Raw genomic sequence first — 14,761 nt, 5'->3', positions numbered from 1 at the left:
ATCGGCTTCTCATGTAGGCTAGCTACACATCAAAACCTCTGCCTTGCATAAAATCCCCACAAACTGCTGCAAAAACCATCACCAAAGATCAACAGCCCCTAAGACGAATCTAAAAATTATACCACTGGCTGAGATGAATAAAATACAGCGGTGTCGCGGTTTGACAGTCAGTTGACAGGTGACAGCGGAAGTGGATGACCACACATCTCAAGACAAAACGCGGAAAGTGCTGGCCAAGGTTGGCTGTCGAAGTCGGTTTTCACCATCACTTCGATGGCAGCAAGGCTTTGCAGAAGGTGCATCAGCGTTGGCAACGTCAAACGGTGAAGCGCGGCTGTCATCGCAGGGCGGCGTGTTTGCCAGACCCGGAAATGGTCAAAAATTTTGCTAAGACCCATGCCAGACGCGCCGTACTCCTGCATTTTGCACAGCTGGATCAGCTCTTTCTGGATGACCCGCAGCAAGATAGTGATTTCCACGCCTTCAGCTTCAAGCTGACGAACGATACGAACAGCGCGTTTGGCTTTGCCTTCAATCAGTGCGTCGGTGAGCTGGAATGGCGTGTAGTGGTTGTGACGTGATAAGGCATCCTGAAGCCTTGGCAGTGTCAGTTCACCGTCTGGATAGAGCAGTTGAAGCTTCATCAGGCTTTGCGACAGTGCCAGAAGATTACCTTCATGCCATTGCGCCAGCAGCATCACAGACTCGTGGTCAGGATGCAGTCCCAGACCGTGACAGCGATTCTCTATGAATCGTGGCAGCTGTCGGCCATCAGGTGTGTTACATGGCACATACAAACCGTTTGCCTGGAAACTGGTGAACCACTTGGCTGATTCCTGCTTTTTGTTCAGGCGAGGACCATCGAGGATCAAAACCAAATCCTGATGCAGCATAGGCTGCAGCTCTTTCAGCGCATTGGCTTGAGTCGTGGTCAGCGGGTTTTCAGGTAACGCCAGAATGATGATTTGTCGGCTGGCGAACAGGCTCAGTGCCTGACAAACGTCATAAACATCCTGCCAGTTAAGCTGGTTATCGATGACGAAGCGGTGCTTCTCATCGAAGCCCTGTTTTTGGGCGACATCAATAATGCTTTGCTTAGATTCTTCTTTCAGCAGCGGCTCGTTGCCGAAGATGAGATAGGTCTGACACAGCCCCTGATTAAGACGCTGTGTCAGTTGTTCTGGGTAAATCCTCATTGTGTGTTTTCTTCACCGCTGGTGGTGAAGCTCGACAGAGGCTTACCACGGGTCTCGTCATCTTTGCCATCGAAACGGGTTTCGATAGTCATCGAGGACTTTTCTTCATCCACACCTTGATACAGTTCACGCAGTGCTTTTTCTTCTGCCTCTTTGCGCTCAAAGGCTTCGATGTGCGCATTCAGACGGGCAAGCTGTCGCATGATCTGTTTGGTTGCTTCAACGCGCATTTCCTGCGCCAGCATTTCCTCTTCCACCGACTTCGCAAGGGCGGTCAATGGGTTATCAAGGTAGGTACGGCTAAGAGATGTCGAGAAGTTGTAGCTGCCTTTTTCCGGCACTGTCACTGAGTAACTGACGGTATAAGCAAATTGCTTTTCCGCTACGCGGCTGTTCTGGTAAAGCGACAAGGTGCTTTCACCATAGCTTTCGCCTTTCAGGTGCAGGTTGGAAATGGTTTGGGCCGGCGGGATAACATCGATGTCATGAAGACGTAATTGGGTCTTCATTTCACGGGTGAGTTTGCCGTATCTATCGAAACTGGTGACTGACAGTTTCTGAATTTCTTCTGGCAGGTTGTAGCTGCCACGAAGGTGGAATCCGCAAGAAGCGGTGGCCAGAGCGGCCACCACAACCAGCAGGGTTCGGAGAGAGCGAAAGATCGATTTCACCGAATACTCCCTGTATTAGTTAGCAACGATGTTAACCAGTTTGCCCGGTACGTAAATCACTTTGCGTACGGTTTTACCCTCGGTGTGCTTCACAACGTGTTCGTCGTTCAGCGCCATCGATTCTACTGATTCTTTAGCTGCGTCTGCTGCAACGGTGATTTTCGCGCGAAGCTTGCCATTCACCTGAACGATGATCAGCTTCTCGTCTTCCACCATGGCGTCTTGATCAGCAACCGGCCATACCGTGTTGTCGATGTCAGTTTGACCCAGTGCAGCCCACAGCTCAGTGCTGATGTGCGGAGTGATTGGGTACAGCATCGCAACAATCGCTTTCACTGCTTCATCCAGGATAGCGCGGTCAGCATCAGTGTCTTGAGGTGCTTTGGTCAGACGGTTCATCAGTTCCATGATCGCAGCGATCGCGGTGTTGAAGGTCTGACGGCGGCCGATATCATCGCCCACTTTCGCGATAGTCTTGTGAACTTCACGACGCAGTGTTTTCTGATCAGCGTTCAGTGCTGATGTATCCAGCGCAGCCACTTCACCTTTTGAAGTGTGCTCGAATACCAGTTTCCAAACACGCTTCAGGAAGCGGTTCGCACCTTCAACGCCAGACTCTTGCCACTCAAGGGTCATGTCTGCTGGTGATGCGAACATCATGAACAGACGCACGGTGTCTGCACCGTACTTATCAACCATCTCTTGTGGGTCGATACCGTTGTTCTTCGACTTAGACATTTTGGTCATGCCTGAGTGAACAAGGTTGTTACCTTCAGTATCTACGGCTGTGGTAATGCGGCCTTTCTCGTCACGTTCAACGGTCGCTTCAGTTGGAGAAACCCAAACCTTCGCGCCTTTGTCGTTGTTGTAGTAGTAAGCATCAGCCAGCACCATGCCTTGACACAGCAGGCGCTTGAACGGCTCATCAGACTTAACGTAGCCTGCATCGCGTAGCAGCTTGTGGAAGAAGCGAGAGTAGAGCAGGTGCATTACCGCGTGCTCAATACCACCGATGTACTGGTCAACTGGCAGCCAGTAGTTAGCTGCTTCTGAATCCAGCATTTCGTCTGCTTTTGGTGAACAGTATCGTGCGTAGTACCAGCTTGATTCCATAAAGGTATCAAAGGTATCTGTTTCACGCAGTGCAGGTTGACCGTTGTAGGTGGTTTCCGCCCAGCTCTTGTCTGCTTTGATTGGGCTGGTTACGCCGTCCATCACAACATCTTCAGGTAGGATAACTGGCAATTGGTCAGCTGGTACTGGATGCACTTCACCGTCTTCGGTCGTCACCATTGGGATTGGAGAACCCCAGTAACGTTGACGTGAAACACCCCAGTCGCGCAGACGGAAGTTAACAGTTTTGTGACCTTTACCTTCTGATTCCAGTTTCGCTGCAATCGCATCGAACGCTTGCTCGAAGCTCAGGCCGTCGAACTCACCTGAGTTGAACAGAGCACCTTTCTCAGTGTGCGCTGCTTCAGAAATGTCTGGTGCGTTGCCATCTTCTGCCAGAATCACAGGCTCAATGTTCAAGCCGTATTTGGTTGCGAATTCGAAGTCACGTTGGTCGTGGCCTGGTACTGCCATCACCGCGCCCGTACCGTAATCCATCAGCACGAAGTTCGCGATGAAGATTGGCACTTCACGGCCGTTCAGAGGGTGGATAGCCTTAAGGCCAGTATCCATACCCTTTTTCTCCATGGTCGCCAGCTCAGCTTCAGCTACCTTGGTGTTTTTACATTCTTCGATGAATGCAGCCAGCTCAGGGTTGTTCTCTGCTGCTTTGGTCGCCAGAGGGTGACCCGCTGCAATACCCACGTAAGTCACGCCCATCAGGGTATCAGGACGGGTGGTGTACACTTCCAGATCGCTTTCGCCAGCCACTTGGAATTTCAGTTCAACACCTTCCGAACGGCCAATCCAGTTACGCTGCATGGTTTTAACCTGCTCAGGCCAACCATCCAGAGTTTCCAGATCATCCAGAAGCTCTTGTGCGTAAGCAGTGATTTTGATGAACCACTGTGGGATTTCTTTTTGTTCTACAGGTGTGTCACAACGCCAGCAGCAACCGTCTTCAACCTGCTCGTTCGCCAGAACGGTTTGGTCGTTCGGACACCAGTTAACCGAAGAGGTCTTTTTGTAAACCAAACCTTTCTCGTAAAGTTTGGTGAAGAACTCCTGCTCCCAGCGGTAGTATTCAGGCGTACAGGTCGCGAATTCGCGATCCCAGTCGTAGCCGAAGCCCAGCAGTTTCAGCTGGTTCTTCATGTAGTCAATGTTCTCGTAAGTCCAAGGTGCTGGTGCAGTCTTGTTCTTCACCGCTGCGTTTTCTGCCGGCAGACCGAACGCATCCCAACCGATTGGTTGCATTACGTTCTTGCCTTGCAGACGCTGGTAGCGGGAAATTACGTCACCGATGGTGTAGTTACGTACGTGACCCATGTGTAGTCGACCGCTTGGGTACGGGAACATGGAAAGGCAATAAAACTTTTCTTTGCTTGGGTCTTCTTGAACTACGAAGGTTTTGTTGTTGTCCCAATCGGCCTGAACTTTAGGCTCGATGTCCTGTGGACGGTATTGTTCTTGCATCGATGACATCCGGGAATTTGTGAGATAGGTATAAAATGAACCAAAATAATCGACATAGAATAACTAAAGGTAGAAGGCGCAACAACAGTTGAATGCAGAGGTGGCCTATGTCAGAGCAAAAAGCGGAGTACAAGGTGCTGGTCGAACGGATTAGCGAAGCACTAAAGCACAGCCCGGAAGAGTTACAACGTTGGCTGGATTTGTCTGAAAAGTACGTGAAAGCGGCGTCAGACATGACCAAAGATGAGCTTGCGCTTATCGAAGCCTATTTCAAACGTGACGTGCAGGAATTTGGTGCACGTTACAACGAGCCTGAAGAAAACAAAGATGATGGTGCGCTGTTTCGCGATCTGATTGCCAATACACTTTGGGAACAACTTGCGGAGATCACCGACAAAACTCAGCTTGAGTGGCGTGAGGTATTACAGGACATTCAGCATCATGGCGTCTACAATGCGGGGGAAGTGGTGGGGCTCGGTATCTTGATTTGTGAGAAATGCGGTAACCAGACCGAGCACACCCATGTGGATGTGCTGACGCCTTGCATCAAATGTGGCAGCAAACAGTTTAGCCGAAAGCCGTTTCCTGCATAGTCGGCACTGACGCTGAGAGCTGATGGGCAAAGAGGCTTGAACACTGGCTTGTACCCTTCAAATTTTTAGGACCTAGGACCCAGGATCGGTTTGTCTTAGTTCCCCAGCGGCTCGATATTGAATTTTTGTCCGGCCAAGGCAGCTTCGATCATCAAGCCGCCTTTGGCTTGGGTGAAAATGGCGGTGCCATTGATGTAATAGGCTTTGGATTGCGCACTACCTGCACTGGCAGAGGTGCCTGTCGTGCCGACATGTGCCGCAGCGCCTTCAGTTAAAGCGGTTGCCGACGCTTGTGCCCCGAGCTCAAAGCTGCCCGACATAAAGCTGTCGAAGGTTTCTTTGTCTTCAAAGAAAAGTATCTCGCTGAATGCTTGCCCACCGAAGGTCAGTCCGACCGATACCTGAATCAACTCAGCTTCAGCAACCGTTTGATTACCTTGATAGACCAGTCCGTTGCCGTAAGCACCGCCAATCCAGAACCCTCCTTTGCCGACGGAAGGAAATACTGCGTATCCATAAGCTTTTTCAAAGAAAGGTTTTACCTGTTCGAAGCGATGGAAGTTCGCCAATGCAGCACGGGTATCAGCAAAGAGTTCGGCATCTGGCTCTGCATGGGAAAGTGGAGCAAAGACTGATGCTAAAAAGATAACAACGGAAGATGCAATTCTGGCCAAGGCGCGCATAAGACTCTCCATATCAAACTAAATCAATCATTAAAAAAGCCAGAGGAATAAATCCCTCTGGCTGGTTAAGACATGATTTTACGTTGCTTGTTCGCTCTTATTGTTGCGACTGAGTGCTAACGGTTGATTTTTGACCGCGGGTTAACAGAACCAGCGCTAACCCTGACAAAACAATCCATGCATAGAGGGGCCAGTCTCCGAAGCGGGTGTAAGGTGTTTGGCCTGCCGTCGTCGGCACATCAGTTCTCAGCACTACTGTTTCGAACTGCGGGATCTGGTCGATGATGTCCCCTTTGTAACCAATAGCAGCGGTTAAACCGGTATTGGTGGCACGAAGAACCGGTTTGCCATTTTCCAGCGCGCGCATACGGGCGATTTCTAAATGCTGATGGGGGCCGATTGAGGTACCAAACCAGGTGTCATTAGAAAGGGTCAGAATGAAATCCGACTCTTCCGTGAGGCTATGCCTAACCTGATCACTAAAAGCAATCTCATAGCAAATGGCAGGGGCTAACTGATAGCCTTTGGCGTCAATGTTCGATTGGGTGTAATCACCTCGACTGAACGATGACATGGGTAGATTAAACAGAGGTGCAAGCGGGCGAAGGAAGTCGCTGAAAGGCACAAACTCACCAAAGACCAACAAATGGTGTTTGCTATAACTTTGCGTCGCTGGATATGTATAACCGCCTTCGCCATTGTTACCTAAGGTGATGACGTTGTTGTAGAACTGCCCATCCGGGTTTTGGTCGAGCACTCCAGTGATGACAGCCGTGTCGTTATTGATGGCTGCAGCGTCGAGTCTTGCCAGAAAATCCGGTAAATCACGCTCCAAAGCGGGGATAGCAGCTTCCGGCCAAATGACGATATCTGCATCCCAGTTTTGACGTGTCATGTCCTGATACGCCAGTAGGGTTGGCCAACGCTGACTTGGCAGCCACTTTAGCTCCTGCGGCACATTACCTTGGACCATGGCGACATCAACGCTTTCTCCCGTTTCCTGAACCCAGGGTACAAAAGAGGCACCGGTTGCAACCGCGCCAACAACCAATGCCGGAATAAGCGCAGACGCTTTTCGGTTTATCAGCGTGATGGCGATTGAGCCTGAAATGATAAGCAGTGCGAGCGTAATACCTTGTACACCAAACATAGGTGCAAAGGAGGCTAATGGCCCCTCAATCTGACTGTAACCCGGCCAGAGCCATGGGAAACCCGTCAGGAACCAGCCACGGAACCAATCAACAACCAGCCAGAGCGATGGTGCCAACAGCAGATAGGAAAGTGCCAGCGGCAGTTGAACACGGCGCAGGATATAGGAAAAAAGCGCAGGGAACAGTGCGAGATAAGCAACTAACAGACCAATCAAGGCCAGTCCAATTGCTGTAGGCAGCCCCCCGAATTTCTCGATAACGACGTAAACCCAGCCGACGCCGGTGCCGAATTGCCCCAGCCCCCAGAAAAATCCGATGTAGCCGGCACGCTTCGGAGATTGCCCATGAATAAGAAGGAGAAGTGCCACCAAGGAGACCAGCATGGCTGGCCAGAAGGAGTAAGGCGCGAAGGCGAGGGTGGCGAGTGCACCTGAAAAAGCGGCCCCGAAGATCCGCATGAATACTTGGGGCCGCTTAAATGTTTCGATGTTTAGCATTTGACGTTTATGCCGTTTCCTCTGCAGTAGTATCTGGAATAGTAACCTGCAATTGGATGATGCGTCGACTGTCAGCTGCCGTCACCTTGAAGTGGAAGTTCTCAATGTCCACTTCTTCACCACGTCCTGGCAGGTGACCAAAGCTGGTCATCACAAGGCCACCGATGGTGTCGATGTCGTCATCGCTAAACTGAGAACCGAACTTCTCATTGAAATCTTCCAGTGTGGTCAGCGCCTTCACCGCGAAGGTGTGCTTGCTGAGCTGGCGGATTTCCTGCTCTTCTTCGTCGTCGTATTCGTCTTCGATGTCGCCGACGATTTCCTCAAGAATATCTTCGATAGTTACCACGCCAGATACGCCGCCAAATTCGTCGACAACAATCGACATGTGGTAGCGTTCTTCCTGGAATTCTTTCAGCAGTCGGTCAACACGTTTGCTTTCCGGCACAACCACGGCTGGGCGGATCACTTTGTCGATGTCGAACGGTTCGCTGTCCGGCATCAGGTAACGCAGCAAGTCTTTTGCCAGCAGGATGCCTTCAACGTGGTCTTTATCATCGCTGATCACCGGGTAGCGTGAATGCTGGGCGTCGTTGATGATGGTGATGATTTCTTCGAGAGGTTGTGAGCGCTCGATGGTCACCATCTGCGAACGCGGAATCATGATGTCTCGGATGCGCATTTCAGAAATCTGCATAACGCCTTCGAGCATATCCCGTGTATCGTGATCGATCAGATCGTTCTGTTCTGAATCACGGAATACATCTACCAGTTCCTGACGATCTTTAGGCTCACCCTGAAAGATCTGTCCTAAACGTTCGAAGAAGGTCTTTCTACTCGGACCTTCAGAGCTTTGTGAGTTGTCTTCGTTCATTGTCTCTATTTTTACAACGTTGATATTAGATGAAGTCCGCCGCATAAGGGTTTTCGAAACCCAGTGCGTTCATGATAGAAATCTCGAGAGACTCCATCTCTTCGGCTTCTTCATCGTCTATATGGTCATAACCTAGCAGATGGAGACTGCCGTGTACAACCATGTGCGCCCAGTGGGCAAGTAGGTCTTTATTCTGTTCTTCCGCTTCTTTTTCGACGACTTGACGACAGATAATCAGATCGCCCAGCAGATCCAACTCCACACCCGGAGGCGCTTCAAACGGGAAAGACAGCACATTGGTCGGCTTGTCTTTTCCGCGATAGTCGCGGTTAAGAGACTGGCTCTCAAACTCGTCCACAAGACGGATAGTGACTTCCGCCTGCTCTTGGAAAGATTTGACGGCTTGCTCAAACCACTGCTGAAACTGCTGTTCAGTGGGCAGGTTGTCAGTGCTTTGTGTCGCAATTTGAAGGTCGACAAAATATTGCATTTACGGTTGCTTCTCTTCTGAAGGCGGCGCAGCATTTAATGCCGCTTCGCGTTCCTGGCGACGTCGCTCTTCCGCTTGTTTACGGGCACGGGCGTCTTCCGCTTCCCATGCATCATAGGCCTGCACGATACGTGCAACGACAGGGTGACGAACCACATCATCCGCTTGGAAGAAGTTAAAGCTGATTTCGTTCACATCTGCTAACACTTCTATCGCATGACGAAGGCCAGATTTTGCATTACGTGGCAGGTCAATCTGCGTCACGTCACCGGTGATCACTGCACGGCTGTTAAAACCGATACGTGTCAGGAACATCTTCATCTGCTCCACGGTGGTGTTCTGGCTCTCATCAAGAATGATAAAGGCGTCATTGAGTGTACGGCCACGCATGTATGCCAATGGCGCGACTTCAATGACGTTGCGCTCAATTAGTTTCTCTACGCGCTCAAAACCCAGCATTTCAAACAGGGCATCGTACAGTGGGCGCAGGTAAGGATCGACTTTCTGGCTCAGATCGCCTGGCAGGAAGCCCAGTTTCTCACCGGCTTCGACCGCAGGGCGGGTAAGCAAAATACGGCGTATTTCCTGACGCTCCAGCGCATCGACCGCTGCGGCAACCGCTAAGTAGGTTTTACCTGTACCGGCAGGACCAATACCAAAGGTGATGTCATGCGTCACCATATTGGCAATATATTGTGCCTGATTGGGTGTACGCGGTTTGATCACGCCTTTCTTGGTTTTGATGTTGATCTCTTTGCCGTAAGGGATCGACGACTCGATGCTTTGCTCCAGCACACCACTTTCTTTGATCGCCAAATGTACCTGCTCTGGCTCGAGGTCAACGAAATTGCCTTTTACCGGTGCGGTTTCAACGTAAAGTCGTTTGAGAATATCGATAGCGGCGGTGGCGGTGTGAGGTTGGCCGACCACGGAGAATTGATGATTTCGGTGATTGATTTCCACACCTAAACGGCGTTCGAGCTGTTTGATGTTGTCATCGTAAGGGCCGCAGAGGCTGGCCAGGCGTGAATTATCAGCTGGTTCCAGTGATACTTCTAAAGTAATGACTTTGTTCAATGCTTCCTCGCAATGGTTATCGGCGTCTGTATAGGACGCCGATAACAGGTGATTACCCTCGCTTCTGCGAGGCTTGGGATGGCTTTATTGGCCTCCGTATATTTACGGAGTATACACGCCTACGCCAAGATCATCTTCTTTGCGTGTTTTTGCCATCATCTCTGCAGGCGAAACCGCCACACGCAGATTCATGTCCTTTTCAGTACGAACCAGCTCACCGCGTAGTGAGTTTGGCAGTACTTCGGTGATTTTTACATCAACGAACTGACCGATCAAATCGACAGAACCTTCGAAGTTAACCACGCGGTTGTTTTCAGTACGGCCACGCAGCTCCATCAGATTCTTCTTCGATGGACCTTCAACCAGAATACGCTGCTCAGAATCCAGCATCTGGCGAGAGTAGATCATCGCCTGTGCGTTGATCTGCTGTTGCAGCTCATACAGACGCTCTTTCTTGGTTTGCTCTGGCGTGTCATCAGGCATGTCTGCAGCAGGCGTACCTGGACGTGGTGAGTAAACAAAGCTGAAGCTCATGTCGAAGTTAACATCGCGGATAAGCTTCATGGTCGCTTCGAAATCAACATCAGTTTCACCTGGGAAACCGACGATGAAGTCAGAGCTGATAGCGATGCCTGGACGCGCTTCACGCAGTTTACGGATCTTCGATTTGTACTCGATCGCTGTATGCGGACGCTTCATCATGGTCAGAATACGGTCTGAACCGCTCTGAACTGGCAGGTGCAGGAAGCTCACCACTTCTGGGGTGTCTTCGTACACTTCGATGATATCGTCAGTAAATTCAATTGGGTGGCTGGTGGTGTAGCGAATACGGTCGATACCGTCGATCGCCGCCACATAACGCAGCAGTTCTGCAAATGAACAGATTTCGCCGTCGTGCATTTCACCACGATAGGCGTTAACGTTCTGACCCAGCAGGTTCACTTCACGAACACCTTGCTCAGCAAGCTGTGCGATTTCGTAAAGCACATCGTCCAGTGGACGGCTGACTTCTTCACCACGGGTGTAAGGCACTACGCAGAAGGTACAGTACTTAGAGCAGCCTTCCATGATTGAAACGAATGCCGTTGGGCCTTCTGCACGTGGCTCTGGCAAACGGTCGAATTTCTCAATCTCAGGGAAAGAGATATCCATGACCGGTGCTTCGTCCTGCTGAGATTTTTTGATCATCTCAGGCAGACGGTGCAGGGTTTGCGGGCCAAAAATAACGTCAACATAAGGTGCGCGTTCACGAATGTGATCACCTTCCTGAGTAGCTACACAGCCGCCTACGCCGATCACCAGACCTGGCTTCTGATCTTTCAGGTTTTTCCAGCGACCCAGCTGGTGGAACACTTTTTCCTGAGCCTTTTCACGGATAGAACAGGTATTCAGAAGCAGTACATCTGCCTCTTCCGGCTCCTCGGTCAGCTCGTAGCCACCGGCCGCATTGAGCAGATCCGCCATTTTTGATGAATCGTATTCGTTCATCTGGCAGCCCCAGGTTTTGATCAGCAGTTTCTTAGCCATGTAACTCATTGCTCATGTTGATGTTTTACGTGTTCCGGCCGGGAGGCACTTAATCATCGCTGGCTGTTCGCCGCGGAAATCCCAACCGGAAATCATGGTTCTTTGTTCGGCTTGAGGCAACGAAAAATAGCCCCAACCGTTGATAAGCCGCGTATTGTACTGCTTTAGTCAATCTGTGACCAGATCACGTTCTCCCCAAATTTTTTAGTGGATTTAGGGATGAGCAGCGCCTGCAGGAGTCGCATTTAAGTGAGGTGGCGCTAGAATGGGCGCAGGAATTTTAGAGATTGTGTTATGAAACAATTCGATATTATCGTCGTTGGCGGTGGCATGGTCGGTGCTGCCACGGCATTGGGCCTTGCTAAGCAGGGTAAACGTGTGGCCATGGTTGAGCGAAGCGAGCCAAAAGCCTTTTCTCTTGAGCAGCCGATGGATCTTCGCGTGTCTGCGATTTCTCCTGCCTCAGTCTCTTTGCTCAAATCCTTAAAAGTTTGGGATGACGTGCTGGACATGCGTCTTTGCCCATATCGACGTCTGGAAACCTGGGAGCACCCTGAGTGTCGTATCCGCTTCAGTGCAGAGAGCATGGATTTGACTGAGCTCGGTTTTATCGTCGAAAACCGCATCCTGCAACTTGCACTTTGGAATGCTTGCTTGGCGCAAGAGAACCTGGAAGTAGTTTGCCCGGGCAATATTGTCGCTATGTTTGCTGACTCCGAAGGGCACGTCGTTGAATTGGAAGATGGCACTTTGCTTCATGGCCGTTGGCTGGTTGGTGCAGATGGTGCGAATTCCCGTGTGCGTGATTACGCCAAAATTGGTGTGACTGCGTGGGATTACCGTCAGCATTGTATGTTGGTGAATGTTAAAACTGAGCTGCCACAGCAAGATATTACCTGGCAGTGGTTCACGCCGGATGGCCCAAGGTCTTTCCTGCCACTGCCCGGGCATCAAGGCTCATTGGTGTGGTATGACAGTCCATCACGCATAAAAGCTTTGTGTGCCATGTCGCCAGAGGTGTTAAGAGAAGAGATTCTTGCGCACTTCCCGCAAGAGCTGGGTGATATTGAAGTCATCCAACAAGGCGCGTTTCCATTAACCCGTCGGCATGCCCAGCGTTACTTCAACAAGAATGTAGTGATATTGGGAGATGCTGCCCACACTATCAATCCGCTGGCAGGGCAGGGTGTAAACCTCGGCTTTAAAGACGTGGATGCTTTGCTGGATGTGGTCGCCGATGCAGGTGTAGAGTGGCTGAATGAAGACGTATTGGCATCTTACGAGCGCAAACGTAAACCGGATAACCTCATCATGCAAACCGGTATGGATGTGTTCTATGGTGGGTTCAGCAACGAAATAGCGCCGCTCAAACTATTGCGCAATGTCGGCTTAAAGTTGGCGGAAAACAGTGGGCCGGTTAAGCAACAGGTTCTCAAGTACGCTATGGGCCTTTGAATTACCTGAATGGCGATAAACTGTCTTGTCTATCGCCATTTATCCAGCGTCAGTAATGTCGCTGAATCTTAAGGTTATGTGCCGCAGAAAGTTCTTAGTACTCGTTCTTCCGGTGCTGGTGGCGTTTGTAAATCACGGTTTTCTTCGCTGATGGTATAAGGCGTTTTCAGTGCTTCTGCCAGTCGATGGAATAGCGCAAAGTCGTTCCTTTCCATTGCATCCTCAATCGCTTTTTCCACCTGATGGTTTCGGGCAATTAATGCAGGGTTGGCTTCTCGCATAGCCTTTAGTGCTGCTTCACTATCATCTTTAAGTGAATTCCATCCACTCATCCAAACCTGACCTTTTTCCTGATTATCGAACAGGGAAAGCAGTTCAGTTTCTTCCTCTCCATTGGCAACACGTGTCAGCGCATCAAAGAACAGTGTGAAGTCGATACGCTCAGATTCCAGGGTTGGCAGTGCCTGATTAACAAAGGCATCAGCCTCTTTTGAATTGGCGGTGATCGCGAGCTTGGCCATTAATCCTTTTTGGAACAACCCCTGGAAGGTGACGATATAGGTCTGGAGTTTATCCTCCGCAATCTTCACCGCCTCATCCGAGTCGTCAGCAAACAGCGGCAGCAAAGTTTCTGCAAAGCGTGACAGGTTCCAGTAGCCGATATTGGCTTGCTGATCCCAAGCATATCGACCGTCGCGATCAATTGAGCTGAATACTTTCTTGGCCTTGAACTCATCCATAAAGGCACAAGGGCCAAAGTCGATGGTTTCGCCAACCAGAGACATATTGTCAGTGTTCATGACGCCATGGATAAAACCAACCAGCATCCATTTTGAAATCAGCTGTGCTTGCCGAACGGCAACGGCTTCAAGTAAAGCTGGGTATTTATCTTCATGACTGGCCACTTCCGCGAAGTGATGTTCGATAAGGTGATCGGCAAGCGCTTGGACGCCATCTTTACCCATCGAGGCATAAGCATATTGAAAAGAGCCTACGCGAATGTGACTGGCACCTGTACGAACCTGAATACCGCCCGGTACCATTTGGTAATCGCGCATCACGGACTCGCCAGTACCCAGAATCGCAAGGGTGCGGGTGGTTGGTATACCAAGCCCCGCCATGGCTTCACTGATGAGGTATTCGCGTACTACAGCCCCAACTGTTGCTCTTCCATCGCCACCTCGCGAGTAAGGGGTTCTGCCTGAGCCTTTCAGTTGCACATCAATGAATGCACCATCCGCGTTTTGAAGTTGACCCAGCATATGCGCGCGGCCGTCCCCAAGCAGTGGCGAGTAGTGCCCAAATTGGTGACCCGCATAAGCCATCGCAACAGGACTTTCACCGTCATAGTCGCCATTGCCGGCAAGAAAGTGAATGCCTTTGGCATCTTCAAACCAGTTGCTCGACAAGCCATATTCATCAAGTAATGCTTTGTTAAGGGCTAAAAGAGAAGGCGACTCCACGCGGCGCGGCGCGAGGGGGGAATACATGACTTCCGGTAATGAAAGATAGACTTGATGCTTGATAGGATTTTCGAACGACGCCATGACTGCTAATTCCTTGTTCCGAATACTTCAAGCGTACAGGGATTGCAGCGGCTTTCAACCACGTAAGGTTTGGGGGGAATTTCCGAGGGGCTGTTGATCTTTGGTCTAAAACGAGAAAAGCCCGCTAGAAGCGAGCTTTTAAATATGGCTGGGGTACCTGGATTCGAACCAGGGAATGGCGGCATCAAAAGCCGCTGCCTTACCGCTTGGCGATACCCCAATTGTTTTTATGCTTTTCAGCAAAGGTTTGGTGCGAAGGGAGAGACTTGAACTCTCACGTCCGTAAGGACACTAACACCTGAAGCTAGCGCGTCTACCAATTCCGCCACCATCGCAAACCGAATTGTTGTCAGTTTTTAGCCTTGTCTGACTCTCTTTTAGAGCAAGGGGATTGGTGCGAAGGGAGAGACT

12 protein-coding genes and 2 tRNA genes are annotated in these 14,761 nt (G+C 50.5%); 2 read left to right on the top strand and 12 right to left on the bottom strand.

Features of this window, described 5'->3' with window-relative positions:
* Positions 1 to 167: 167 nt before the first annotated feature.
* Genes holA through leuS form a run of 3 tightly spaced genes read right to left on the bottom strand, consistent with a single transcriptional unit; the run spans position 168 to position 4,456 of the window.
* Positions 168 to 1,196, bottom strand: coding sequence for a DNA polymerase III subunit delta (holA, locus tag RN22_RS22635; RefSeq protein WP_046307989.1), 1,029 nt, complete (start codon positions 1,194 to 1,196; stop codon positions 168 to 170).
* Positions 1,193 to 1,867 carry an LPS assembly lipoprotein LptE gene (gene lptE, locus RN22_RS22630; RefSeq protein WP_046307987.1) on the bottom strand — a complete coding sequence of 225 codons (675 nt, stop codon included), beginning with the start codon at positions 1,865 to 1,867 and terminating at the stop codon, positions 1,193 to 1,195. The genes holA and lptE overlap by 4 nt, the downstream gene beginning before the upstream one ends.
* A 15-nt stretch (positions 1,868 to 1,882) precedes the next feature.
* The gene (gene leuS, locus RN22_RS22625; protein WP_046307986.1) at positions 1,883 to 4,456 is read right to left on the bottom strand and encodes a leucine--tRNA ligase; all 2,574 of its coding nucleotides are present in this window, start codon (positions 4,454 to 4,456) and stop codon (positions 1,883 to 1,885) included.
* 107 nt (positions 4,457 to 4,563) lie between these two features.
* Between leuS and RN22_RS22620 the strand changes: the two genes are divergently transcribed.
* Positions 4,564 to 5,049, top strand: coding sequence for a zinc ribbon-containing protein (locus tag RN22_RS22620; protein WP_002542305.1), 486 nt, complete (start codon positions 4,564 to 4,566; stop codon positions 5,047 to 5,049).
* A 95-nt stretch (positions 5,050 to 5,144) separates the two neighbouring features.
* Here the strand turns inward: RN22_RS22620 and RN22_RS22615 are convergent, their stop codons facing one another.
* The 6 genes from RN22_RS22615 to miaB all read right to left on the bottom strand — a co-directional run bounded on the left by RN22_RS22615 (position 5,145) and on the right by miaB (position 11,348).
* Entirely contained in the window at positions 5,145 to 5,732 is a 588-nt protein-coding gene (locus RN22_RS22615) for a YSC84-related protein (RefSeq protein WP_002542304.1), read from the bottom strand.
* Positions 5,733 to 5,829: 97 nt separating this feature from the next.
* Positions 5,830 to 7,380, bottom strand: a complete 1,551-nt coding sequence (gene lnt / locus RN22_RS22610; RefSeq protein ID WP_046307983.1) for an apolipoprotein N-acyltransferase — start codon at positions 7,378 to 7,380, stop codon at positions 5,830 to 5,832.
* Positions 7,381 to 7,387: 7 nt separating this feature from the next.
* Positions 7,388 to 8,254 (bottom strand): CNNM family magnesium/cobalt transport protein CorC, encoded by an 867-nt coding sequence (gene corC, locus RN22_RS22605; protein ID WP_046307981.1) that lies wholly within the window; start codon positions 8,252 to 8,254, stop codon positions 7,388 to 7,390.
* 25 nt (positions 8,255 to 8,279) lie between these two features.
* On the bottom strand, positions 8,280 to 8,744 hold the full coding sequence (gene ybeY / locus RN22_RS22600) for an rRNA maturation RNase YbeY (protein WP_002542301.1): 465 nt from the start codon (positions 8,742 to 8,744) through the stop codon (positions 8,280 to 8,282).
* Complete coding sequence (locus tag RN22_RS22595; protein WP_046307979.1) at positions 8,745 to 9,821, bottom strand: PhoH family protein; 1,077 nt, start codon at positions 9,819 to 9,821, stop codon at positions 8,745 to 8,747.
* A 102-nt stretch (positions 9,822 to 9,923) separates the two neighbouring features.
* Positions 9,924 to 11,348 carry a tRNA (N6-isopentenyl adenosine(37)-C2)-methylthiotransferase MiaB gene (miaB, locus tag RN22_RS22590; protein ID WP_002542299.1) on the bottom strand — a complete coding sequence of 475 codons (1,425 nt, stop codon included), beginning with the start codon at positions 11,346 to 11,348 and terminating at the stop codon, positions 9,924 to 9,926.
* Positions 11,349 to 11,642: 294 nt separating this feature from the next.
* On the opposite strand from miaB, the gene RN22_RS22585 reads away from it, so the two are divergent.
* The gene (locus RN22_RS22585) at positions 11,643 to 12,803 is read left to right on the top strand and encodes a 2-octaprenyl-3-methyl-6-methoxy-1,4-benzoquinol hydroxylase (RefSeq protein WP_046307977.1); all 1,161 of its coding nucleotides are present in this window, start codon (positions 11,643 to 11,645) and stop codon (positions 12,801 to 12,803) included.
* 74 nt (positions 12,804 to 12,877) lie between these two features.
* Here RN22_RS22585 and RN22_RS22580 read toward each other — a convergent pair whose 3' ends face one another.
* The 3 genes from RN22_RS22580 to RN22_RS22570 form a co-directional block, all read right to left on the bottom strand.
* Positions 12,878 to 14,350 carry a YdiU family protein gene (locus tag RN22_RS22580; RefSeq protein WP_046307975.1) on the bottom strand — a complete coding sequence of 491 codons (1,473 nt, stop codon included), beginning with the start codon at positions 14,348 to 14,350 and terminating at the stop codon, positions 12,878 to 12,880.
* A 145-nt stretch (positions 14,351 to 14,495) separates the two neighbouring features.
* Positions 14,496 to 14,570 (bottom strand) — tRNA-Gln (locus RN22_RS22575).
* A gap of 28 nt (positions 14,571 to 14,598) precedes the next feature.
* A tRNA-Leu gene (locus tag RN22_RS22570) sits at positions 14,599 to 14,685 on the bottom strand.
* Positions 14,686 to 14,761: the final 76 nt, after the last annotated feature.

It is taken from the genome of Grimontia sp. AD028, from assembly GCF_000973155.1.
Lineage (GTDB): Bacteria > Pseudomonadota > Gammaproteobacteria > Enterobacterales > Vibrionaceae > Enterovibrio > Enterovibrio indicus.
The sequence above is the reverse complement of the archived record's forward strand: the minus strand, read 5'-3'. Positions and strand labels throughout refer to the sequence as shown.